This window comes from Cypionkella sp. (assembly GCF_030652235.1).
Classification (GTDB): Bacteria; Pseudomonadota; Alphaproteobacteria; order Rhodobacterales; family Rhodobacteraceae; genus Cypionkella.
This window is the reverse complement of the sequence record NZ_JAUSBA010000001.1, coordinates 1-22,161: the sequence shown is the minus strand read 5'-3', so window position 1 is coordinate 22,161 and position 22,161 is coordinate 1. Positions and strand designations below refer to the sequence as shown.

Below are 22,161 nucleotides of genomic sequence, written 5' to 3'. Positions count from 1 at the left end.
CTTTTGGCTCCGAAGCGGCCAATTTTGGACCCATCACCACGGCAAGTCCAACTGCGGCTGTGCCGATGCCTTGGCTGGCTCAAGCCCCGACAAAAACTGTGCGGCAGAGCGGGTGATTTCGGCCCGCTGTTCGACGGGCATTTTTGACAGAGTCACATAAGGCAGCGACATGCGGGGATTGGGCCGCAGGGTGGCGGCGTTTTCGATCAGAAAATTCCAATACAGATAGTTGAACGGACAGGCTTTTGGCCCCAGCTTGACCTTTGGATCATAGGCGCAGCTTTTGCAGTAATCCGACATTCGGTCGATATAGGCGCCTGAGGCCGCGTAGGGTTTCGACCCCAGACGCCCGCCATCGGCATGCATCACCATGCCGTGCACATTGGGCAATTCCACCCATTCGAACGCATCGGCATAGACGGCCAGATACCACTCCTCGATCTGCGCCGGGGCCACACCGGCCAGCAGCGCGAAATTACCCGTGACCATCAGGCGCTGGATGTGGTGAGCATAGGCGTGGCGGCGCGTGGTGCCGATACATTCAGCCATGCAGCGCATCGGTGTGTCGCCGGTCCAATACAACACGGGCAGGTCGCGGGTGGCGTTCAGGTGGTTGGACAGCGCGTAGTCGGGCATTTCCGTCCAGTAGATGCCGCGCACGAATTCGCGCCAGCCCAGGATCTGGCGGATGAACCCCTCAACGGCGTTAATCGGCGCGTCGCCGGACTGATAGGCCGTTTCGGCCCGGGCGCAGACCTCACGCGCGGTCAAAAGGCCGACATTCAGGTAGGGCGAGATCAGGCTATGATACAGAAAATCCTCGCCCGCCTTCATCGCGTCCTGATAGTCACCAAAGGTTGGCAGGCAGTCGGTGATGAAATGATCCAGCGCCTGCAAGGCATCGTCACGGGTCACGGCCCAGCCAAAGGGTTCCAGATCGCCAAAGTGAGTGCCAAAGCGGGCCGCCACCAAAGTCAGCACATCGCGGGTGATGGCGTCGGGGGTGAATCGGCGGCGTGGCGGCGGGCGCAGGCCACGTGGCAGGGCTTTGCGGTTTTCGGTGTCAAAGTTCCATTGCCCGCCCTCTGGCCCGTCAGCCCGCATCAAAAGACCGGTGCGTCGGCGCATCTCGCGGTAGAAGAACTCCATCCGGCCCGTCTTGCGCGCTTTGGCAAGGGCTGCGAAATCGGCGCGTGAGCAGAAGAATCGGTCATCCTTGCGGATATCCAAGGGTGCGCCCGCATCCCAGCCCTGCATCATCTGCCACACGCGCCACTCACTCGGTTCGGTTGCCACGATGGACGCGGGGCGATGGCGCAGCACGGCACGGGCGAGTTCGCGGCCAAGGTCCTGTTGGTTGTCGGGATCGTCCATCCGGACATAATCAACGGTCAAACCCTCGGCCCGCAGGCTTTCGGCGAAATGGCGCATGGCAGACAGCACGAAGGCAATTTTTTGCTTATGATGCGGCACGTTGCGCGCCTCTGCCGCAGCCTCGACCATCAGGACGATATCCTGCGCAGGGTCAATGTCGCGCAACGCCGACAGGTCGCGCGTCAACTGGTCGCCAAGGATGAACCGCAGGTGCCGGGTCATGTGCTGGCCTTTTGGCGGCCGGGTTTGCCAGCGTTGCGGCAGCGGTCAGAGCAGTGGGTCACATGATCCCAATCGCGTTCCCACTTCTTGCGCCAAGTAAAGGAAAGGCCGCAGATCGTGCAAATCTTGGTCGGAAGGTCGGATTTCTTGCGCATCTTGGGCATCGGGCGATCCTGCGGCGGAATGAAGATCACTGAGATATGGAGCGATTTTTACCGATCGCCACCCGGCCCAGTGCCATGGCAAGGGCAGCGCGCGGATCCTGCGTCAATTCATCCTGCGTGCGGGTCTGATGGGCCAGATCGGTCAGACGCAGAATGCACGCCGGATGCCACCACAGCAGAACCGGGCCGTGATACAGCCCTTATCCACGCCGCCCACGCCGGGGATAAGGGGTGCTCTGTTGATCCCACAGTTGCAGTCAAAGATACTGAAATTGGTCATCAGGATTTTCAGCAACGAGAGGCAGCGCCCGTCTGGCGTATCCGCGTGGCAAATGCCGCTGCCGCCTGACGACCCAATGCCGCCTTTGGGGCGATCCCGCTTTTTTCCTCCACACGATGCGCAGGAAGCGTCGTGTTGCGCCGCATCCGACAGGATTGTAAGCTTGTTCTGCATATATTCGTGACTGCGCAAACTACTGGCAGGTTTTCTCCCATGAAAATGGGTCGCCCGACGATGCGATGCGAACTGTCCTTGCCTTAGCCTTCGCAGGCAATGATGCCGTCGTCGTTTTCAAACTGTCGCCAGAAAACTTTCGGCCCTCGCGCTTTGCCACATCATCAAAGCCGTTCAAACCTCACAACGCTCCATTGAAGCGATGTGCCCCCGGCAAGGGCCGGGGTTGGGTCTCAGCCATTAAACAAGAAATGCAAGACGTCGCCGTCTTTGACCTCGTAAGTCTTGCCTTCCACCCGGAACTTGCCGGCCTCTTTCGCCCCAGACTCGCCTTTGCCTGCGATATAATCGTCAAAGGCCACGGTTTCGGCTCGGATGAAGCCCTTCTCGAAATCGCCGTGGATCACCCCGGCCGCTTGCGGTGCAAGCATCCCCTTGTGGATCGTCCAAGCGCGGGCTTCTTTCGGGCCAACGGTGAAATAGGTCGACAGGCCCAGCAGTTGATAGCCCGCGCGGATCAAACGGTCCAAGCCCGCTTCGTGCAGGCCCATTTCTTCGAGGAACATCGTGGCTTCGTCATCGGCCAACTGGCTGATTTCTTCTTCAATCTTGGCCGAGATCACCACCGAACCCGCCCCCTGTTGCGCTGCCATTTCCGCCACGCGCGCGGACTGGCTGTTGCCATCTGCAGCACAGGCTTCCTCGACATTGCAGACATACAAAACGGGTTTCGAGGTCAGCAGTTGCAACAGACGCCACTGGCGCTGATCTTCCTCGGCAATCTTGAGGTTGCGCGCAGGATGCCCCGCCTCCAGCAATTTCAAAGCTGCGCGCAGCAGGCGGTCTTGGTCCAACGTGTCCTGATCGCCGCCGCGCAGCTTTTTGGCAAGTCCGGTCAGGCGGCGCTCGATGCTCTCCATATCGGCGATCATCAACTCGGTCTCGATGGTTTCCGCGTCCGCCACCGGATCAATCTTGCCCTCGACATGGGTGATGTCGCCGTCTTCAAAGCAGCGCAGCACATGGGCGACCGCATCACATTCCCGGATATTGGCAAGAAATTGGTTGCCCAAGCCTTCGCCCTTCGAGGCACCCCGCACAAGGCCCGCGATATCCACAAACGTCATCCGCGTCGGGATGATCTGCTTGGAGCCCGCAATCGCCGCCAGCTTATCCAGCCGCGCATCGGGGACGGCGACTTCGCCGACGTTCGGCTCAATCGTGCAGAACGGGAAATTCGCCGCCTGCGCCGCTGCCGTCCGGGTCAGCGCATTGAACAGGGTGGATTTGCCGACATTCGGCAGACCAACGATACCCATTTTGAAACCCATCGCGCACACCCCTTTTGCTGGCCGATTGCCAAGACCGCCTGATGTCCAGACCGCTTGCGGCATAGGCAGGACAGGCGGTGCGGTCAAGGCTTTCGCGTGGGAAACCTGCGCGGGCTTGGGCTGCTGCAGCCTCCGGCGGGCGTATTTTCACTAAGATGAAATTGCGCGAGCGGCTTTAGCTGGGCGGAAGGGGCATTGATTTTCTGCGGCTTCCCGTGCAAACCGCTAGACAGATTTGCAGGGATGGGCCGGAATATGAGCAGAATAGATGACACGTTCGCGCGGCTGAACTCGCAGCAGAAAAAGGCCTTCGTTGCCTATATAATGGCGGGCGACCCGGATGTGGCACGCTCTTTGGCGGTGATGCAGGGGCTGCCTGCCGCCGGAGTTGATATCATCGAGCTGGGCCTTCCGTTCACCGACCCGATGGCGGATGGCCCGACGATCCAGCTTGCAGGCCAGCGCGCCTTGGAAGCGGGCATGACGCTGGATAAAACTCTGCAAATGGTGCGCGACTTCCGCAGCGGTGACAACACCACCCCCATCGTGCTGATGGGCTACTACAATCCGATCTATTCCCGCGGAGTGGATTTGTTCCTGACCCAAGCCACGCAGGCAGGTATCGACGGGTTGATCATCGTCGATCTGCCTCCCGAGGAAGACTCGGAACTGTGTCTGCCTGCCCAAGCCGCTGGCCTCAATTTCATCCGCTTGGCGACCCCCACCACCGACGCCAAACGTCTGCCGAAGGTGCTGCAAAACACCTCTGGCTTCGTTTACTATGTGTCCGTCACCGGCATCACCGGGGCGGCTGCGGCGCAGGCGGGCGATGTCGGCCCGGAAGTTGCCCGCATCAAGCGCTCGACCGATCTGCCAGTGATCGTTGGCTTTGGCATTAATACACCCGAAGCCTCGAAAGCTATTGCAGCGGTGGCGGATGGCTGCGTGGTCGGATCTGCCATCGTCAAGGAAATCAGCACCGGCAAACCCTTGGCGGATGTGCTGGCCTTCGTGGCCACTCTCGCAGCAGGCGCGCATTCGGCCTGAACCGCTAAAACTTGTCTAAAATTGTCATCCTCTCTGCTCAAACATCCCACAGGGGGGCGGGGGCGTGAAACCCCCGGCGGCTGGCCCAAAACGCTTCGGCGTGCAGCCGCGAACCCCATTGCGCCAAACCGTTGAAATTGGTAACGATCCATGACCAATTTCAACGAAAAGGCCCGCCCATGCCCCCGGTGATCACCTGCATCGACGATCTGAAGCAACTTTACAAAAAGCGCACGCCGAAGATGTTCTACGATTACTGCGAAAGCGGGTCTTATACCGAGCAGACCTTCAAAGAAAACACCACGGACTTTGCTAAGATTCGTCTGCGTCAACGGGTTGCGCGCGATCTGACCGGGCGTAGCACCGAAGTTTCCATGCTCGGCGCGCCCGTCACCATGCCCGTCGCGCTATCACCTGTAGGCTCCACAGGGATGCAATGGCCGGATGGCGAAATCAAAGCCGCCCGCGCCGCCGCCGCTTTTGGCGTGCCGTTCACGCTGTCCACCATGTCGATCTGCTCGATTGAAGACGTGGCCGCGCACAGCCCGACGCCGTTCTGGTTCCAGTTGTATGTGATGAAAGACGAGGATTTCGTCGATGCCATCATCGAGCGTGCCCGCGCCGCGAAATGTTCGGCCCTTGTGCTGACGCTTGATCTGCAGATCATGGGCCAGCGCCACAAAGATTTGAAGAATGGCCTGACCAGCCCGCCGCGCCTGACCATCCCGAACATAATCAATATGGCCACAAAACCGGCTTGGTCGCTGGGCATGGCGCGCACGCCCCGCCGCACCTTTCGCAATATCGTCGGTCATGTGAAGGGCGTGACCGATTTGGCCGACCTGACCAAATGGGCGAATGAGCAGTTCGACCCGATGCTTGACTGGGGCAAGGTCCGCCGCATCCGCGACCAGTGGGGCGGCAAGCTGATCCTGAAGGGCATCCTCGACGCCGACGACGCCCGCATGGCGGCGGAGGTCGGTGCCGATGCGATGATCGTCTCAAACCACGGCGGGCGGCAGTTGGATGGCGCATTGTCGTCAATCCGGGCACTGCCGTCGATTGTCAAAGCCGTTGGCGAGCAAACCGAAGTGTATATGGATTCAGGCATTCGCTCGGGCCAAGATGTGCTGAAAGCCCTCGCTTTGGGCGCGAAATCCACCTTCATCGGCCGCAGTTTCATCTACGGTTTGGGCGCGATGGGGCAGGCCGGAGTGACCAAGGCGCTGGAAGTGATCCAGAAGGAACTCGATGTCTCAATGGCTTTGTGTGGTGTGCAAAAAGCCAGCGACATCAGCCGCGAACATGTTCTGGTGCCAAAGGATTTTGAAGGCGACTGGGCGTAGGCTGCGCATCAGCGCCTCACGCGCTACCGCCGCAACAACACCCGCGCCAGCACCGGAATGCCTGCCAGCATCACCGCAGCACAAACAAAAGCAAAGCGCAGCCCGAAATGCCCGGCAATAAAGCCAATCGCGGGGGGGCCAAAGAAATAGCCGAAATAGCCGATCAGCGTCGCCCGCGCCACCGCGCGGGCGCGCGCAGTCGGGTCGGCAAGTTGGCCGACCAGCGAGAATACCGTCGGCGCAATGACCGATGATCCGATCCCCATCACGATGAACCCGCCGTAGGCCATCGTGGGCGTCACAGCCAAAGCCGCCCACAAAGCCCCCACCGCCGAGATCACAGCCCCCCCCGTCAACAGCCAGATCGCGGGAATGCGTGTCGCCAATCCCTGCCCAAACAGCCGCGCCACCCCCATGGTGATCGCCATCACCGCAGGCCCCATCGCGCCATCAGACGGGCTGCCGCCAAGGTTCTTCTCGATATGCAAAGCCGACCAATTCTCGGCGGCATTCTCGGTCAGAAACGCGATCAGCACCATCGCGCCGCCGATCACCGGCACCAGACCCAGATGCGCCGCCGCCTTGCCTTTCGGGCGGGCGAGGCCCTCAATCCGGCCATCCACCTCATAACTCGCCAGCGCAATCACCCCGGCCAACAAAGCCATGCTGCACAACACCCAAGCGGGCGACCACCCCGCGCTGCGCAAAACCCCGGTGGCAATCGCCCCCCCGGCATAGCCAAAACTATAGGCCGCATGACACAGGTTCATCAGCGGTCGCCCGCTTTGCGTTTCAATCGTCGCCACCCGCGCGTTCATCAGCACATCGGTCAGGCCCGTGCCCGCGCCACAAGCCATCATTGCCAGCGGAAACAGCAGCAAATGGCTGGACTGCCCCGGCAAGGTGAAGGCGACGCACATCAAAAGGCACGAGATCAGCATCGCGCGCCGCCCAAACGCCACGCCCAGACGCGGCGCCACCAGCATGGCGCAGACCGCCGCGATTGGCGTCATGAACATCAAAGCCCCCAAGTGGGACTCGTCAATATCCAGCATGGTCTTGATATCCGGCAGATCGGCGGCAAATGAGCCCCACAGCACGCCCATCGCGGCAAAAGCCGCCATGGCGGGGCGGGCGACGCGAAGGGTGGTGGGGGCGGTCATAACATTCTCCTGCAGGCTCAGGGGGGATAGCGCGTGGGGCGCGGAAAGACTATCCCAGCCACGACACCGAACACGCCACAGCCGCCAGCATGGCGCAGCACCGCCCGCGCTTGCGGAAAAACCAGCTTCCCTTCCGGGTGATTCCCCGCTATAGGCCCGCGATCGCGCCATGCACCCTTGAACGTTGGCGGATATATATATGGAGAAACACTATGGCACGCGAGATCCTTGATCTTCACGCCGAAGCACGCACGGGGACAGGCAAGGGGGCCGCCCGTCAATCACGTCGTGATGGCTTCGTTCCCGGTATCGTCTACGGCGATAACGTTGCCCCCTTGGCAATCAAAATCAACTACAACGCCCTGCTGAAGCGCCTGAAAGCTGGCCGTTTCCTGTCGTCGCTGTTCAACCTGAAGGTTGAAGGCCACGCGGACGTGCATGTGATCTGCCGCGCTGTGCAGCGTGACGTGGTCAAAGACCTGCCGACGCATATCGACCTGATGCGCCTGCACGACGAAAACCGCATCAACCTGTTCATTCACGTGACCTTCATCAACCATGAAGCCTCGCCCGGTCTGAAAAAGGGCGGCACCTTGACCATCGTGCGCAACGATGTCGAGTTGAACGTTCTGGCAGGCGATATCCCGGATCACATCACCGTTGATCTGACCGGCAAAAACATGGGCGATGTGATCCACATCAATGACGTGGTTCTGCCAGCAGGCACCAAAGCCAGCATCGACCGTAACTTCGTGATCGCCAATGTGTCGGCTCCGGCGGGCTACGTCGAAGTCGCTGAAGCTGAATAAGCCTTTCAGGGTTTAAGGTTCGGGGCGCAGGGGGAAACCTCTGCGCCTTTGCTTTTGGCCGCGCGCTGAAATGCCACCGATTATGAAGTCATAAATCGTGGCCCGGTTCAACTTGGGCGGTGCCTGTTATCTTGCCAGATTATCAAATGACGGTTTGCGGCATGAACCCCCTTGCTTAAGCGGCCTTCGGCCTGATGAGCGACGCCCCGGAAAACTCTGCCCCGCAGCGTTTTCTTTCGGGTCGGGGTTAGTCCTGCTCTGCTGAAGGTATCTCCGCCGCCAAGTCCTCTGCCTGCGCCACAAACCTTGCGTACCTCGGGTCATCCTCGGCCTTTTTGCCCGCCTTTTCAGCAATCGCCTTCACATGATCGGCGCAGCACAAAGCGTGCAACCGCGCCACATCGGGCAGCACCATCACCTGTTCATACAAAGCGTCAAACCGGGCGGAATAGCGGAAGGCGGAAATGTCCACCGCGCACCCCGCATCTGCGGTGCGGAAGTACTGCGCGCGGTAGCGATTGCTGAGTCCCACGGGGGATTTTGTGCCGCGTTTCAGCCGATAGGTTTCAACCGAGCGCAGCATGTAATGGTTGATTTGTGCCACCTCATGGCTGACCAGCGCCTCGGGCATCAGCGTCAGATGGCTGTCCAGCGGCGCCCAGTGCGGCAGCTTTTGGCCCAAAGTGTTCACCCAAATGCCGCCCGGGTTGCCGCGCTTTTGCGCCGCGCGCTCATAGTCAAAGCCACGCGGGCTGTGCTCGCCCAAATGGCTGAAGAACTTCACCAGCCGGAAGATCGACTTCACAAACCGTGACGAGCGATGACCGACCTCATGCGCATAGGTGAACTGGCGATGCACCGGGCGGTCCTCAAAACTTTTTCGCCCCGAGGTGCCAAACACCCGCCAGTTGATCGACATGCCCAGATAGGCGGGCGCGTCTGTGCTCAGATCAATTAGATCGCCGATCAGCCCTTCGCCGCGATGGATCACCAGAAACTCATCAACATCGCAGATCATCAGCCAGTTGCAGCGCCGCACCGCCTTGTGGCTGGCCGCAGCCTTCAGCTTGGCGCGGGTGATGCGCTGGCCGGGTTCCAGATCATGCCGGATGTGATGCACCAGCCCTGCCGCTTGCAGTGCGTCCAGCAACTGCGGCGAATGGTCGGTGCAAGAGTTGGTGACCACCACCGCATCGGTAAAGCCCAGCATCCGATACCAGCACAGCCATTCGACGATGAATGGCCCTTCGTTTCGCATCGAGGCTAAAACCGTGATCCGCACGCCTGCTGTGTCTTTCTTGCTTGGGCCATTCGGGCTGACCTTGTTTGCTAAGCTGGCGTGCGGCGTGGGTCAAGTCAAGCGCGGGACGAGAGGGCAGATGCGGTGAAAGGTTAAGATTTCCTTAAAACCCATAGGCTATGCTATTGATATATAATACCTAAAAAAGGTCCCGAGTTGGGACCCGTCGCCCCGGCTTGCATCCCAGCCCCCGCCGGGGCATTTATAGCGGGTAAGCGGCAGTTCGGTGGGGCGCGATGAAACTCTTTGTAGGCCTCGGCAATCCCGGCGCAAAATACGCTGGCAACCGCCACAATATCGGCTTCATGGCGCTGGACCGGATCGCCGAAGATCACGGGTTTTCCCCGTGGCGGCGCGGCTACCAGGGGCAGGTGTCGGAGGGGCGGCTCGGGTCGGAAAAGGTGGTGCTGCTAAAGCCCGAAACCTTCATGAACCTGTCGGGTCAATCCGTCCGCGCGGCGGTGGATTTCTTCAAGATCGACCTTGCCGACATCACCGTGTTCCACGACGAGCTAGACCTCGCCCCCGGCAAGTGCCGCATCAAACAAGGCGGCGGCCACGCGGGTCACAACGGATTGCGCTCGATCCATGCCCATCTCGGCGAAGCTTATGGCCGGGTTCGCCTCGGCATCGGCCACCCCGGCCACAAAGACGCGGTGGCGGCCTATGTCCTGCATGATTTCGCCAAGGCCGATCAAGACTGGCTGGATGATCTATTGCGCGGCATCTCCGACGGCGCGCAATCGCTGGCTGAAGGCGACGGCCAGCGGTTCATGAACGCGGTGGCCCTGCGGGTCTCCCCGCCAAGATCGTCAGGGAGTGTTGAGAAACCTGTCAAACCTGTTCCGATTGCGGCTGTCAAAGCGGAAGCTCCGGTCGAGACCAGCCCGCTTGCGAGGTTGAAGGACTTCTTCCGCTAGCGCCGAAGTTTGATCAGGTCTGCCACAGCATCGGAACCAAGGCGGAAATGGCCGGTTACCAAGAAGTCAAACAGACGATCCTCCTCCTGCGCGCCAGCACCAATGTTGTGCAGCACTTGCGGGCGGCTGCCGTCGGCGCAGCGTCTATCCGAGATCGGGCAGATATGTGGCAGGTTGCCGGGCAGCAGCCATGTCACCACATCGCCCGGGTTGGCGGAGGTTGGCAGGGCTGCGCCGATCCGGGTCAACAGGATTTACAGGTTGGGCACGCGGCGGTGATCGACGTTGCGGTCGGTGGATTTCAGTCCCTATTGCTGCGGATAGGCCGAGACATCCGCCTTCATTTCGCGGTTGACGGCCAGTCGCAGATCAATATCCCACGCTGTGCGCAGGGCGCGGATGATGACATCGGCGCACACACCGTGGGTGGGGTCGACATCGCCACCGGGGAAATCCAGGCTTTGATAGCCGGGGTCGTAGATCGTGGTGACCCCGACTTGTGCGCGGGCGGCACTTACCAGCTCAGCGGTGACCACAGCCGGGACCTCTTGGGCGGCGGCGGGCAGGGCGAGGATGAGGCAGAGCAACCGGACACGCATGGCAGGATTTAGCCAAAGCTTTGTGGAACCCGTCAGGGGGCGTTAACGCTCCGGCATCTTTCCGCCAAGCTGGAGATCGGCTATGCAGGGGCATGGCGATTACCCTGACCTCATTGTCCGACCTTGCAGCGCATGGCTTTGATGACATCATCGACGCCCGCGCCCCTGCCGAATATGCCGAGGACCATCTGCCCGGCGCGATTTCTTTGCCCGTGCTGGATGATGCCGAGCGGGCGCGCGTGGGCACGATTTACAAGCAGGTCACCCCGTTCACAGCGCGTAAGGTCGGCGCGGCACTGGTGGCGCAGAATGTCGCCCAGCATTTGCAGGGGCCATTGGCGGATAAGCCGGGGGGCTGGCGACCGCTGGTGTATTGCTGGCGGGGCGGGCAACGCTCGGGGTCTTTTGCGCTGATCTTGGGCCAGGTGGGCTGGCGGGTCGAGACGATTGCGGGCGGCTACAAGGCGTGGCGCGCGCTGGTGGTCAAGGCTTTGTATGATGCGCCATTTCCTTGTCCGGTGGTGGTGCTGGATGGCAATACCGGATCGGCCAAGACCGAAGTGCTGAATATGCTGCCCGCGCGGGGTGTACAGGTGTTGGATCTTGAGGGGCTGGCCAACCATCGCGGCTCGGTGTTCGGGCATCGCGGGGGGCAGCCGTCGCAAAAGGCGTTTGACTGCGCTTTGGCAATGGCGATTTCGCGGTTGGACCCGACGCGTCCTGTGGTGATTGAGGCGGAAAGCGCCAAGGTCGGCGAGTGTCGCCTGCCATCAGGGATCTGGAAGGCGATGACAGCAGCGCCACGGGTGGCGATAGCCACGGGGGTGGCGGCGCGGGCCGCGTATCTGGTGCAGGCTTACGGCGACATGGTGGCGGACGGCGCGCGACTGGTGCGGGTGATCGAACGCTTGCGCCCCTTGCACGCCGCCGAGCGGATTGAAACATGGCAGGCGATGGCGGGGGCAGGTGCATTTGTCGATCTGGCGGCGGGGTTGATGCAGCATCACTATGACCCGCGCTATGACAAGCACCGCGCGCGGCAAGAGGCGCGGTTTGTCGAGATTGAGGCGGCTGGTTTGGGGCCAGATGATTTGACGCGGCTGGCGGATCAGGTGGCAGAGGCTGTGCGGGCGGCGATTTAGCCGAGTTGGCGGAGCGCTTCGCGGGGCGCCTTGTTGCCACGATGAAACCGCTCGGCGCAAGGTTAGTCAGCAAGAGTTATTCTGGGCGGGCCTGCGGTGATTTCGCCGATGAGGGCGGCACCTGGGATGTATTTCAGCAGAGTTTCCGCGATATCGGCGGGGACGGCGGCAAGCAGGCCTCCGGCGGTTTGCGGATCATAGAGCAGGGCTTTCAGCGGGGAATCTGTGCCTGAGATGCGGCCTAAAGTGGCGGCGCGGTTCGCGGGAGCGAGGCTGGAGGTTTGGCCAACTGCGGCTAGGGCAAGCGCGCCGGGCAGGGTTGGGATGGCTGCGCTGTGCAGGGTGGCGGCGGTGTCGGACGCATCCAGAATTTCCAAGAGGTGGCCTGCGAGGCCGAAGCCTGTCACGTCGGTCATCGCATGGGCGTAGGGGGCAAGATGTGCTGCGGCGGGGCCGTTGGGTTGGCTCATCTGGTGTAGAGCGCGGGCGACGGCTTCGCCGAGGATCAGGCCTGGAAGTTCGGCCATCGCCATCTCTGCCGCCATGATGGTGCCGGAGCCGATGGGTTTGGTCAGGATCAGTTTGTCACCGAGCTTTGCGCCGCCCTTGCTGATGGCGCGGGTGGCAAGGCCGGTCACGGTGAAGCCGATGGTGAGTTCGGCGCCCATCGAGGTGTGGCCGCCGACGATATCGGCCCCGGCCTGACGGAAGACTTCCGCCGCCTCGGTCATGATCTCGGCCAACATCTCGGCGGATTTTTCCGGCGATAGGCGCGGCAGGGTGATTTGGGCGAGGGCTATTTGCGGGTTGGCCCCCATTGCCCAGACATCCCCAAGCGCGTGAATCGCGGCGATGCGGGCCATCAGGCGGGCATCGTTTGTGAAGGCGCGCAGATGGTCAGTGGTGATGACTTGCACGCCGCCGGGCACGGTCAGGATGGCGGCGTCGTCGCCGGGGCCGGAGATGACCTCGGGGCGTTGCGGCTTCGGCAGGGTGGCGAGCGCGGTGGCAAGGTCTGATGCCCCAAGTTTCGCGCCGCAGCCGCCGCACATCGGTTTGTCACCAATAGCATCCAGCAGGCCGGGGATGGCGGGGTTTGGCGTCGGGCGCGGCATCGCGGGATAGCTGGCAAATTTCGCCATGAATTTGCGGTCGATGCGGTCTTTCCAGTGCCACAGCCATGCGCCGTCCAGCGGCAGACTCCATTTGTCGGCGACGGCACCTCTGGCTCCGGTCGAGATCAGTTTGAGATAATCGCGCTGCGGTTTGAAGGGCTTCAGCGGTTGATTGAGCAGGCTGGCGCGCAGGTTGTGCAGCAGGATCGGCGCGGCCCGGACGGCGTAGACTCCGGCTTTCGGGCGCGGGGCGAAGGGCAGGTGGGCGCAGTCTCCGGCGGCAAAGATCGCGGGGTCAGAGGTTTGCAGGGTGTCGGATACGGTGAGGAAGCCATTGTGCAGGGTCAGGTCGGCTTGGCCCTGCCATGCGTGCGGGCGGCTGCCTGCGACGGCGAGGGTGAAATCGGATGGTAGGCGGGTGCCGTTGCTGAGGGTGACGGCGGTTGCTTGAATTTCGGCGGGCTTGGCGTTGGTGATCAGGGTGATTTTGGCGCGGGCGAGGTGGGCGAGCAGGGCGTTGCGGGCCCCGCTGCCGATGGCGGGAAGGGCCGTTGGGCCTTGTTCCAGCAGGGTGACGCGCGCGGCTGGCAGGCGGTGTTTGGCGGCAAGGGCAAGTTCTACACCGCCAACACCTGCACCGATCACGGTGATCTGCGGGGCAGGCAGGGCGCGGGCGACAAACTCTGCCCACTGGGTCGCAAAATCACCCAAGGGTTTGGCCGCATGGGCGAACTCGGTGAAGCCGGGGATGTCTGGCAGATCAGAGGTGATGCCGATGTCAATGCTGCACAGGTCATAGAAGATCGGGGGACGATGGGCGAGATGCAGGCGGCGGGTTTCGCGGTCAATCCGCGTCACGCGGTCAAGGATCAGGCGGGCACCCGCAAATCGGGCGAGGCGGACGAGGTCAATCATAATCTCATCTCGGGCATAATGGCCCGCGATCAGACCGGGCAGCATCCCGGTATAGGGCGCGGCAGGGTCGGGGTTGACCAGGGTCAGCCGCACACCGGGCAGCGGATTCATCGCCCACATTCGCGCCACAAGCGCATGGGCATGACCGCCGCCGATCAGCACCAGATCTTTGACGATGGGGAAATCGGGTTGCATCGGGCTCTCGGTTGTTTGGGGCTTTGGTAACGGTTTGGCGGTGGGAAGGCCATGCTTTGTGGAGGGAGGATGTTGCGGGGCCTGCTGCGCGCTGCTTTATCTCGACTGCGGTTTGAAGCTTTGGCTTTGGGGAGCCTCCGGCGGGAGTATTTGAGCCAAGATGAAATTCGCGAGGGTGGGCGGGGCATTGATGGAAAACGCTGGCAAGCGCGAGAGGGGGCCAATGGGGTGAGGGAGAGCGGCGCTTCTGCTGGCGGTTGCGCGGCGCGGCGCTGAAGGCTAGCCTTGTGGTATGAGATCACCCCAGCAGCGCCTTGGCCTGACCCAGACTCAACGGCTTGAGCTGAACACCAGCCTGCAAGCCTCGATTGCGATTTTGCGCACCGATGCGGCGGGGCTTACCCGCTATCTGGAGGAGCAGGCAGCAGAAAACCCGCATCTGCGGCTGGAGCCACCGCCGCAGCCGGGTTTACACGATTGGCTGCCGCGCTGGGCGGGGGTGTTGGGGTCGGGCGGCGGCAGTCTGGGGCTTGCGGCGGAAACCGCAGACACCAGCCCGAGTTTGATCGCGCATGTCTTGCGCGAGATCGAAAGACTAGACCTGAGCAAACGCGACCACGACATTGCTATGGCTTTGGCCGAAGTTTTGGAGCCTTCGGGCTGGCTTGGTGCCGCCTTGAGCATCGTTGCGGCGGAGACGGGCCGGACTCTGGCCGAAGTCGCGGCAGTGCTGCAACGCTTGCAGAAGATCGAGCCTACGGGGATTTTTGCGCGCAATTTGGCGGAATGTTTACGGCTGCAGGCGATTGAGGCGGGTGCGTTGGATGCCGAGATGGCGGCGGTGCTGGCGCATCTGGATCTGCTCGCCTCAGGCGATCTGGCGCGGTTGGCCAAGGCCTGTCACATCTCGGAAGCGGCGGTGATGCAGCGGTTTCGGATCATCCGCGCGATGAATCCAAAACCGGGGGCAGAGTTTGCCAGCATTAGTGCTGCGCAATCGCGTGAGCCTGATCTGGTGGTGAAGGCAACGGCGACCGGGTGGAGCATTGCGTTGAACCGTTCGGCTTTGCCGACGCTGCGGGTGGAGAAATCGGCGGCAGGCTCGGCAGAGGGCTTGACGCAGGCGAAGGCGTTGGAGCGCATGGTGGCGGCGCGCAACACCACGCTGCTGCTGGTTGGGCGCGAGATTTTGGCGCGTCAGCAAGAAGCGATCCGGCTGGGGCCGATTGGGCTGGCCCCGATGAGCATGGCCGATCTGGCCGAGGCGTTGGGCTTTCACGAAAGTACGATCAGTCGGGTGGTGTCGGGGGCGAGCCTGGACAGTCCGCGCGGTACATGGTGGCTGCGGCAGATGTTCAGCGCGGCTTTGGGCGGCAACGGCCAACCGCTGATCTCAGGCGCTGCGATGCGGGGGCGGCTGGCGCGATTGGTGGCGGCAGAGAACCCGGCGCGGCCCTTGTCAGATGAGGCTTTGGCGATGGCTTTGGCGATTGATACTGGGGTGACCATCGCGCGCCGCACGGTGGCAAAATACCGCGAGGCCGAGGGGATTCCAGTGGCGTCGCGGCGCAAGCGCAAGCCCGTTTTGCCGCGAATGGGCCGAAAAGGTCGCGCAGAGGGCTGACTTCGCCCCGCGCGCCCGTTATCGCTTGGGCGGAAATCAAACGGGAAGTCAGATGGCGCATTTTCTGGGCGTAGATACCGGTGGCACCTACACCGATGCGGTGATCGTCGATGAGGCCGCCGATCTGGTGATCGGCAAGGCGAAATCGCTGACCACGCGGGCCGATTTGGCCTTGGGCATTGGCCGCGCGGTGGATGCGGCTTTGGCCCAATCCGGCGTGGCCGCCAAAGATGTGGCCTTGGTGTCGCTGTCCACCACCTTGGCGACCAATGCCTTGGTGGAAGGTCAGGGTGGCCGCGTCGCGCTGATCTTCGTGGGCTTTGACGAAGGCGATCTGGAACGCGGCGGTCTGATCGAGGCGTTGAAGGGCGATCCGGTGGTGAAGATCGCGGGAGGACATAGCCATGCGGGCACCGAAGTTGCCGCGCTGGATTTGGCCGCTTTGGAAGTGCTGCTGCGCGAACTTGGCCCGCAGGTGATGGGCTTTGCTGTCGCCGCACGCTTTGCCACCCGCAACCCCGCGCATGAGATTGCCATTCGTAATCTGATCCGGGCTGTGACGGGCTGCCCGGTAACCTGCTCGCATGAGCTCTCAGCGCAGTTGAACGGGCCGAAGCGGGCGCTGACCGCGGTGCTGAATGCGCGACTGATCGGGATGATTGATCGGCTGGTGGCAGCCTGCGAGCGGCATCTGGCTTCGATTGGCATCACCGCGCCCTTGATGGTGGTGCGCGGCGATGGCGCGCTGATCTCAGCCGCGATGGTGCGCGAACGCCCGATTGAGACGATCCTGTCTGGCCCTGCGGCGTCGATTGTCGGCGCGCGTTGGCTGACCGGGGCGAAGGACGCTTTGGTGTCGGATATTGGCGGCACCACGACCGATGTCGCCTTGCTGCGCGATGGCCTGCCCGAGATTGATCCGCAAGGTGCGCGCGTCGGCGGTTTCCGCACCATGGTCGAAGCGGTGGCGATGCGGACCAGCGGTTTGGGCGGCGACTCGGAAGTGCATTTGATCACCGAGGGCCTGATGGGCGGCATGCGGCTGGGCCCGCGCCGTCTGATCCCGGTGTCGCTGCTGGCGTCCGAGCATGGTGCGATGGTGCATGCGGCATTGGACAAGGCCTTGACCTCGGACAAAGCGGGCGAGCTGGATGGCCGCTTTGTGGTGCCGATGGCGGGGCAGACCGGCGGGCTTTCTGCGCGCGAAATAACAGTTTTGGCGCGGATCACGCAGCCGATGCCGATGGCGCAGGTGCTGACCACGCGGTTGGAAATCGCGGCGCTGGAGCGGTTGGTGGCGCGGGGCTTGGTGATGATGGCCGGGGTAACGCCGTCGGATGCGAGCCACGTTCTGGGCGGGCTCGAGGCTTGGGATGGGTTGGCGGCGGCGAAAGCAGTCGAGTTGCTGGGGCGCAGACGCACTGGCTCGGGTGAGCGGTTTTCGACCGATGCCAAGACCTTGGCGCAGGGTATTGTCGATCAGTTGACTGCGCAGACCGTTGAATGTCTGCTGGAAGCAGCCTTTGACGAAGACGCGGGTTTCAAAGGCGAAAGCCCCGAAACATTGGCTCGCCACCCGCTGACCCGCGCGGCATTGAACCGCCATCGTGGCGTGATCGAGTTTACCGCGCGCCTTGGTGTCCCCGTGATCGGTTTGGGCGCTTCGGCCCCCTATTACTACGGGGCAGTCGGCAAACGGCTGGGCTGCGAGATGATCCTGCCGGAACATGCGGGCGTCGCCAATGCCATTGGCGCAGTGGTGGGCCAAGTCAGCCAACGCGCCACAGCGATTGTCACCAGCCCCGGCGTGGGCCGCTTTACCGCCCATTTGCCAGAAGGCTTGCAGACGTTCAACGATCCCGAAGCCGCAATGCAGGCCGCCGAAGCCGCCCTTACCATTGAAGCCGTCCGCCGCGCCAAACACGCAGGCGCCGAGGATTTGCGCATCACGGCGGCACGCGATCTGCGCAGCGCGTCCGTCGAAGGCCAGCCGATGTTTGTCGAGGCGACGATTTCGGTCACCGCCTCAGGTCGGCCAAGGGTTGCGCATGCGGTGCCGGAAGAGGCCACCTTGTAACTGCCCCTCAGTCCGCAGGCCCTAAACCGAGGCCCACTTATGGCCTGCGTAAAAATCTGAGGCCCCGGCTCAAGCCGGGGGCGGTGTGGGTGTTCGCACATGGAGCGACTAGAGGCCGCGATAGACGTTTGATCGCTCTACAGCGCCGATTGTGGTCGATTTTACGGATTTTGCACAAGATGTGGTAGCCATGGCGCGGCGGAACACAAGTCATTCCCCGCGGGGAAAGGCATTGACGGACTGCGCCGTTCTGTCCGCTCGGCATAACCCTGGCCTAAAACCATCAAATCATCCAGAATACCCCTTGACGCCCCCCGCCCCCCAAACTACTCACCACGCCAGTGGCGAGGTAGCTCAGTTGGTTAGAGCACACGACTCATAATCGTGGGGTCGAGAGTTCAAGTCTCTCTCTCGCCACCAGCAAATCCAGAAATCAGATTTCAATTTGCTGGTGGCGGCCGCTTAGGCGGATCAGTCCGCCCCATAGCAGGCGTCGAAATACGGCGTCAGCGCGCGCGTCACCGCCGCGCGCAGCAGGGCTGGGGCGGTTTTTGCGGTTTGGCCTGTCATCACATTGCAATAGGCCGCGCCAAGGTGCTGCGAGATCAGTGGTTCGGGGATGCTTTCATCATCAAACAAGGCCATGAGCTTGGCGACGGCAGTGCTGGCAACCGGATCTGTCCAGTAATAGCGGATGCGGTCGGAATAGCTGTAGTGGCGTTGCAGCTGTTGGTGCAGCGCGGTGCCGTGGTAATATTTCGCCCAATGCTGTGGCTTTTGCAGCATCAAAGCCTCCATCGTCCCGCGCAAAGGTATGTGGTTGGGGAACAGCACATCGGCGATATGATCGAGGCCATACAGCGCCTCACGCAGCGCAAAGGTCAGGCCGGGGCCGACTTTCAGGATGCCGAAACCGTCTTGCACCAGATCGGCCAGCGCCTGCGGTGTCTGGTAATCGGTTGAATGGGCTTCAAACAGCATCGGCAATTTGGGCAGGCAAGCGACCAAATCGCGGGCGGCGGGGCGGTTGTAGGCGACGACGTTTTCATTGCCGAACTCGACCCCGGGCTGCACCACCAACCCCACCACGCGGGCGAAAGCGGCTTCGATGCCTGCGGCTTTGAAGGCCTCGTGTTGCAGAGTGGCGGTGACAAGCGCGGCTTCGGGCGGGGTGGGGGTTAGGCCTTCGACCTCCTCCCAAGCGCCGCCGGGGACGGGAACTTCGGTGCCGATGATATAGACCGGGGGCGTCGGGCTGTGCGCTTCGGCGACTGCAGCGAGTTCGGCGTTGCGGCTGGCGATGGTGGCATCAGGCAGCGGAGTGGGGTCATCCAAGCACGCCATGCTGGCGTCGAGATGGATCTTGCCGAACCCGGCCTGCGCATAGGCCGCGACCATATCGCAGGCCTTCGCCATCGCGTCAGCGGCGGGCAGCGCGGTCCAAGGATTCGGGCCCAGATGATCGCCGCCAAGGATCAAGTTTGCCGGATCAAAGCCCTCATCCTGTGCGATTGCCAGAACGAAACAACGAAAATCAGCGGGGGTCATTCCGGTATAGCCGCCCTCGTGATTGACCTGATTGCAGGTCGCCTCAATCAGCACCGGGGTGCCGCGCGCCCGGCCCAGTGCAAAGCTGGTGGCGATCACCACCGGATGCGCCGAGCAAATCGACGGAATCGCAAGCACTTGGCCAGATTTCCGGGCGGGGGCGAGGGCAAGCAGGGCAGCGATGGACATTGCGGGTCGATCCTTTTTGATCAAAATCATTGGTCGTATCGCTATAAAAATCATAAAGGATCAGCATCGTGATGACAGTGATTATTTTTGATCTTCGTATAGCGGCATAACAGAAAACAGGACTGCCATGAAGATTGACCCCGCCACCGCCATCCGGCAGCACCTTTTCGCCAAGGGCTATAGCTCGATTGCCTCAATCGCGGCGGCGGTGGGCGCGTCAGAGCCGAGGGTGCGGCGCGATTTGTTAACTTTGGAGGCCGAGGGGCAGATTTTGCGCACCCATGGCGGGGGCGCAGATTGCCGAAACTTCGGGCGCTGAGGTGGCGTTTGAGAGCCGCGCGCAGATCAACCTGCCCGCCAAACGCGCGATTGGTGAAGCGGTGTATCAGATGCTGCGCCCGGAAACCTCGGTGTTTCTGGATGCCGGAACCACAGTGCTGCAACTGGCGCGGCGGCTGCGGCTGAACCCGATCCCACTGCGGGTGTTCACGAATTGCCTGCCGGTGGCGCAGGTGTTGATGCCGGTGGCGGAAATCGGCGTGACCTTGCTGGGCGACAGTTTGCGGCGGCAAAACGCCTCGATGGTGGGGCCGTTGGCCGAGTCGGCGCTGGAAAAGCTTGGTTCGACCAGTTGTTTCTGGGGTGGGCGGCATCTCGGACAAGGGGGAGATTTCCAGCCGCGATGATCAAGAGGCGCGGATCAATGCGCTGATGCTGACGCGCAGCAAGGCTCCGGTGATTGTGGCGGATGCGGATAAGTTCGGGCCGCAGTTGACCTATGGCGTGGCGCATCTGGGTGCGGGGATGCGCGTGTTGACCGATGCGCGGTTGGGTGTTGGCTGGCGGGGTGTACTGGCGGGTTTGGGTTGTACAGTAACCGTAGCGGAGGTCGCGTGATGGACCGTGTTCTGGGGCTGGATAGCGGCGGCAGCAAGACCGAGGCGGTGGTGATCAACCGCGCGGGGCGGGTGCTGGCGCGGGTTGGGAGGCGCGTTTGGGGTTGTTGGCAGCAGACTCGGGCCGGTGTCTGGCGCGGTTCTGGGGCTGCCCTGTCATGGCGAGATTGCGGCGATTTCGGCACGACAGGTGGTGGTGGCTGATCTGCTTGGCCCACAAGCCGCGGTGATGAACGATGTCGCAACGGCGTTTCATGGGGCCTTGGCGTTGGACAGCCAGCACTTGGATGGCCGCAAGCCGCCATCGGGCTTTGCGCATGGTTTGCTGCGCGAGATGGGGGTGGCGGCAGAGGATTTGCTCGGCTGGACCTATGGGCGGGACACGCGAGCGGGGCTGGCCTCGGTGGCGGCTTTGGTGTCGCGGTTGGCCAATGCGGGGGTGATTGAGGCGGTGGGTTTGATGCAAGAGGCCGCCGGGCATCTGGCGCTGGCGGGGCGGACGGCGGGGCGGCTTGCCAAATTGGATGCGCCGCAGCGCTGGAGCTTTGCCGGCGGTGTGATGCAGGACGCCACGCTGATGACGACGTTGATGGCGGCTCTAGGCCCACCCGTGCCGCCGGTTTTGCCCCGTTGGGTGGAGCGGCATTGGCTGCGGCAAATCCACCCTGCTGCGGATGATCGCGGGTCTGGAAGAAATCAGCTTGGGTACAGTTTCCATCGCGGGGCGGGTTGTGAACGACGTAGAGCCAAAGTAGTGCGACATTGCGATGGTGTTCCAGAATTACGCGCTTTATCCGCATATGTCGGTGCGCGACAATATGGATTTTCGCTGCATCTGCGCGGGCAGAGCAAAGCGGAAATCTCGACCGCAGTCAACAAAGCCGCCGAAATTTTCGGCCTCAGCCCCTATTTGGATCGCACGCCAAAGCAGCCTTCCGGCGGCCAACGGCAACGGGTGGCGATGGGCCGCGCGATCGTGCGCCGGCCTGCGGTGTTTTTGTTTGACGAGCCTTTATCAAACCTCGACGCTGCCTTGCGGGTGCAGATGCGGGCGGAAATCCGGGCCTTGCATGAAAGTCTTGGCTCGACCTCAATCTTTGTGACGCATGATCAGGTGGAAGCGATGACGACGGCCGACCGCATCTTGGTGATGCGCGACGGGAGGCAGGAGCAGGCGGGGCCACCGTTGGAGCTTTATGACCGGCCAGCGAACAGTTTTGTGGCGGAGTTTATCGGATCACCTGCGATGAATTTGCTGGAGGCTGTGGCAGAGGGTGGGCCGATGTTGCCCATTCAAAGCCATGCCTCGGGCACGGTGCTGTGTGGCATCCGGCCCGAGCATCTGGAGCTGACCAGCCCGGATGCACCGGGGCGATTGCGGGGGAGCTGGGTATCGTTGAAAGCACAGGCGCTGCGATGTTTGTGGCGATGAAGGCGGGCGCGTTGGCCTTGCACGCGGTGTTCACGGACCGACCGAACTTGAAGCGGGGCGATCAGATTGGGCTGATGCCAAAACCCAGCCTTATGCCTCTGTTCGATGCCAAGACCAGGCTGCGTTTGAGCTGAAAACCGGGCTAAGGCCAGACCGGGTTAACAGGCCGCTGAAATAGTCGTCCCTCGACGCGGTTTGAGGAACGTGATTCACTCTGGGCAAGGCAATGTCGGGGGGTTGGAATGCGCGGGATGGATGAGAAGAGCGGCTCGCTGTTCAGCTATGTCGATCTTGAAGAT

At 62.2% G+C, this 22,161-nt stretch carries 18 protein-coding genes, 1 tRNA gene and 3 pseudogenes; 13 read left to right on the top strand and 9 right to left on the bottom strand.

The window, feature by feature from the left end; translation table 11 throughout:
• Positions 1–33: 33 nt before the first annotated feature.
• The 4 genes and pseudogenes from Q7V03_RS00115 to ychF all read right to left on the bottom strand — a co-directional run bounded on the left by Q7V03_RS00115 (position 34) and on the right by ychF (position 3,545).
• Positions 34–1,596 (bottom strand): cryptochrome/photolyase family protein, encoded by a 1,563-nt coding sequence (locus tag Q7V03_RS00115; RefSeq protein WP_304923587.1) that lies wholly within the window; start codon positions 1,594–1,596, stop codon positions 34–36.
• Positions 1,593–1,760 carry a DUF2256 domain-containing protein gene (locus Q7V03_RS00110; RefSeq protein ID WP_304923586.1) on the bottom strand — a complete coding sequence of 56 codons (168 nt, stop codon included), beginning with the start codon at positions 1,758–1,760 and terminating at the stop codon, positions 1,593–1,595. The genes Q7V03_RS00115 and Q7V03_RS00110 overlap by 4 nt, the downstream gene beginning before the upstream one ends.
• Positions 1,761–1,995: 235 nt before the next feature.
• A pseudogene (locus Q7V03_RS00105) lies at positions 1,996–2,214 on the bottom strand (radical SAM protein); the annotation flags it as partial.
• Positions 2,215–2,447: 233 nt separating this feature from the next.
• Complete coding sequence (gene ychF, locus Q7V03_RS00100) at positions 2,448–3,545, bottom strand: redox-regulated ATPase YchF (protein WP_304923585.1); 1,098 nt, start codon at positions 3,543–3,545, stop codon at positions 2,448–2,450.
• Between the two features lie 255 nt (positions 3,546–3,800).
• Between ychF and trpA the strand changes: the two genes are divergently transcribed.
• Together trpA and Q7V03_RS00090 are read left to right on the top strand one after the other, a co-directional pair.
• Positions 3,801–4,592: a tryptophan synthase subunit alpha gene (gene trpA, locus Q7V03_RS00095; protein WP_304923584.1), complete on the top strand. Its 792-nt coding sequence runs from the start codon at positions 3,801–3,803 to the stop codon at positions 4,590–4,592.
• 179 nt (positions 4,593–4,771) lie between these two features.
• Entirely contained in the window at positions 4,772–5,938 is a 1,167-nt protein-coding gene (locus Q7V03_RS00090) for an alpha-hydroxy acid oxidase (RefSeq protein ID WP_304923583.1), read from the top strand.
• Between the two features lie 23 nt (positions 5,939–5,961).
• Here Q7V03_RS00090 and Q7V03_RS00085 read toward each other — a convergent pair whose 3' ends face one another.
• Positions 5,962–7,101, bottom strand: a complete 1,140-nt coding sequence (locus tag Q7V03_RS00085) for an MFS transporter (protein ID WP_304923582.1) — start codon at positions 7,099–7,101, stop codon at positions 5,962–5,964.
• Between the two features lie 212 nt (positions 7,102–7,313).
• On the opposite strand from Q7V03_RS00085, the gene Q7V03_RS00080 reads away from it, so the two are divergent.
• The gene (locus tag Q7V03_RS00080; protein WP_304923581.1) at positions 7,314–7,910 is read left to right on the top strand and encodes a 50S ribosomal protein L25/general stress protein Ctc; all 597 of its coding nucleotides are present in this window, start codon (positions 7,314–7,316) and stop codon (positions 7,908–7,910) included.
• 247 nt (positions 7,911–8,157) lie between these two features.
• Here the strand turns inward: Q7V03_RS00080 and Q7V03_RS00075 are convergent, their stop codons facing one another.
• Positions 8,158–9,192, bottom strand: coding sequence for a glycosyltransferase family 2 protein (locus tag Q7V03_RS00075; protein WP_304923580.1), 1,035 nt, complete (start codon positions 9,190–9,192; stop codon positions 8,158–8,160).
• 254 nt (positions 9,193–9,446) lie between these two features.
• On the opposite strand from Q7V03_RS00075, the gene pth reads away from it, so the two are divergent.
• The gene (gene pth, locus Q7V03_RS00070) at positions 9,447–10,130 is read left to right on the top strand and encodes an aminoacyl-tRNA hydrolase (protein ID WP_304923579.1); all 684 of its coding nucleotides are present in this window, start codon (positions 9,447–9,449) and stop codon (positions 10,128–10,130) included.
• Here the strand turns inward: pth and Q7V03_RS00065 are convergent.
• Positions 10,127–10,729 (bottom strand): annotated as a pseudogene (locus Q7V03_RS00065) (DUF1287 domain-containing protein). The gene pth and the pseudogene Q7V03_RS00065 sit on opposite strands and share 4 nt — an antisense overlap.
• 92 nt (positions 10,730–10,821) lie before the next feature.
• Here Q7V03_RS00065 and mnmH point away from each other — a divergent pair.
• Entirely contained in the window at positions 10,822–11,871 is a 1,050-nt protein-coding gene (gene mnmH, locus Q7V03_RS00060; RefSeq protein ID WP_304923578.1) for a tRNA 2-selenouridine(34) synthase MnmH, read from the top strand.
• Between the two features lie 62 nt (positions 11,872–11,933).
• Here the strand turns inward: mnmH and selD are convergent, their stop codons facing one another.
• Positions 11,934–14,096 carry a selenide, water dikinase SelD gene (gene selD / locus Q7V03_RS00055; RefSeq protein WP_304923577.1) on the bottom strand — a complete coding sequence of 721 codons (2,163 nt, stop codon included), beginning with the start codon at positions 14,094–14,096 and terminating at the stop codon, positions 11,934–11,936.
• Positions 14,097–14,388: 292 nt separating this feature from the next.
• Between selD and rpoN the strand changes: the two genes are divergently transcribed.
• The 3 genes from rpoN (at position 14,389) to Q7V03_RS00040 (ending at position 18,217) form a co-directional block, all read left to right on the top strand.
• Complete coding sequence (rpoN, locus tag Q7V03_RS00050) at positions 14,389–15,720, top strand: RNA polymerase factor sigma-54 (RefSeq protein ID WP_304923576.1); 1,332 nt, start codon at positions 14,389–14,391, stop codon at positions 15,718–15,720.
• A 52-nt stretch (positions 15,721–15,772) separates the two neighbouring features.
• Complete coding sequence (locus tag Q7V03_RS00045) at positions 15,773–17,797, top strand: hydantoinase/oxoprolinase family protein (protein ID WP_304923575.1); 2,025 nt, start codon at positions 15,773–15,775, stop codon at positions 17,795–17,797.
• A 343-nt stretch (positions 17,798–18,140) separates the two neighbouring features.
• Positions 18,141–18,217 (top strand) — tRNA-Met (locus Q7V03_RS00040).
• A 51-nt stretch (positions 18,218–18,268) separates the two neighbouring features.
• On the opposite strand, the gene Q7V03_RS00035 is transcribed toward Q7V03_RS00040, so the two are convergent.
• Positions 18,269–19,534: a class II D-tagatose-bisphosphate aldolase, non-catalytic subunit gene (locus Q7V03_RS00035; protein ID WP_304923574.1), complete on the bottom strand. Its 1,266-nt coding sequence runs from the start codon at positions 19,532–19,534 to the stop codon at positions 18,269–18,271.
• Between the two features lie 127 nt (positions 19,535–19,661).
• Between Q7V03_RS00035 and Q7V03_RS00030 the strand changes: the two genes are divergently transcribed.
• The 5 genes and pseudogenes from Q7V03_RS00030 to Q7V03_RS00005 all read left to right on the top strand — a co-directional run.
• Positions 19,662–19,853: a DeoR family transcriptional regulator gene (locus tag Q7V03_RS00030; protein ID WP_304923573.1), complete on the top strand. Its 192-nt coding sequence runs from the start codon at positions 19,662–19,664 to the stop codon at positions 19,851–19,853.
• The gene (locus tag Q7V03_RS00025) at positions 19,816–20,220 is read left to right on the top strand and encodes a hypothetical protein (RefSeq protein ID WP_304923572.1); all 405 of its coding nucleotides are present in this window, start codon (positions 19,816–19,818) and stop codon (positions 20,218–20,220) included. Before Q7V03_RS00030 ends, Q7V03_RS00025 begins: the two co-directional genes overlap by 38 nt.
• A 25-nt stretch (positions 20,221–20,245) precedes the next feature.
• Positions 20,246–20,431: a hypothetical protein gene (locus Q7V03_RS00020; protein ID WP_304923571.1), complete on the top strand. Its 186-nt coding sequence runs from the start codon at positions 20,246–20,248 to the stop codon at positions 20,429–20,431.
• Complete coding sequence (locus Q7V03_RS00015) at positions 20,431–20,634, top strand: hypothetical protein (RefSeq protein ID WP_304923570.1); 204 nt, start codon at positions 20,431–20,433, stop codon at positions 20,632–20,634. The genes Q7V03_RS00020 and Q7V03_RS00015 overlap by 1 nt, the downstream gene beginning before the upstream one ends.
• A 443-nt stretch (positions 20,635–21,077) precedes the next feature.
• Positions 21,078–21,781 (top strand): annotated as a pseudogene (locus tag Q7V03_RS00005) (ABC transporter ATP-binding protein); the annotation flags it as partial.
• Positions 21,782–22,161 lie beyond the last annotated feature (380 nt).

Bases quoted from the DNA above. Each gene is read 5' to 3' on its own strand.
- Q7V03_RS00115 (WP_304923587.1), bottom strand. From the start codon at position 1,596: ATGACCCGGCACCTGCGGTTCATCCTTGGCGACCAGTTGACGCGCGAC.
- Q7V03_RS00110 (WP_304923586.1), bottom strand. From the start codon at position 1,760: ATGCCCAAGATGCGCAAGAAATCCGACCTTCCGACCAAGATTTGCACG.
- ychF (WP_304923585.1), bottom strand. From the start codon at position 3,545: ATGGGTTTCAAAATGGGTATCGTTGGTCTGCCGAATGTCGGCAAATCC.
- trpA (WP_304923584.1), top strand. From the start codon at position 3,801: ATGAGCAGAATAGATGACACGTTCGCGCGGCTGAACTCGCAGCAGAAA.
- Q7V03_RS00090 (WP_304923583.1), top strand. From the start codon at position 4,772: ATGCCCCCGGTGATCACCTGCATCGACGATCTGAAGCAACTTTACAAA.
- Q7V03_RS00085 (WP_304923582.1), bottom strand. From the start codon at position 7,101: ATGACCGCCCCCACCACCCTTCGCGTCGCCCGCCCCGCCATGGCGGCT.
- Q7V03_RS00080 (WP_304923581.1), top strand. From the start codon at position 7,314: ATGGCACGCGAGATCCTTGATCTTCACGCCGAAGCACGCACGGGGACA.
- pth (WP_304923579.1), top strand. From the start codon at position 9,447: ATGAAACTCTTTGTAGGCCTCGGCAATCCCGGCGCAAAATACGCTGGC.
- mnmH (WP_304923578.1), top strand. From the start codon at position 10,822: ATGGCGATTACCCTGACCTCATTGTCCGACCTTGCAGCGCATGGCTTT.
- selD (WP_304923577.1), bottom strand. From the start codon at position 14,096: ATGCAACCCGATTTCCCCATCGTCAAAGATCTGGTGCTGATCGGCGGC.
- rpoN (WP_304923576.1), top strand. From the start codon at position 14,389: ATGAGATCACCCCAGCAGCGCCTTGGCCTGACCCAGACTCAACGGCTT.
- Q7V03_RS00045 (WP_304923575.1), top strand. From the start codon at position 15,773: ATGGCGCATTTTCTGGGCGTAGATACCGGTGGCACCTACACCGATGCG.
- Q7V03_RS00035 (WP_304923574.1), bottom strand. From the start codon at position 19,534: ATGTCCATCGCTGCCCTGCTTGCCCTCGCCCCCGCCCGGAAATCTGGC.
- Q7V03_RS00030 (WP_304923573.1), top strand. From the start codon at position 19,662: ATGAAGATTGACCCCGCCACCGCCATCCGGCAGCACCTTTTCGCCAAG.
- Q7V03_RS00025 (WP_304923572.1), top strand. From the start codon at position 19,816: ATGGCGGGGGCGCAGATTGCCGAAACTTCGGGCGCTGAGGTGGCGTTT.
- Q7V03_RS00020 (WP_304923571.1), top strand. From the start codon at position 20,246: ATGCTGACGCGCAGCAAGGCTCCGGTGATTGTGGCGGATGCGGATAAG.
- Q7V03_RS00015 (WP_304923570.1), top strand. From the start codon at position 20,431: ATGGACCGTGTTCTGGGGCTGGATAGCGGCGGCAGCAAGACCGAGGCG.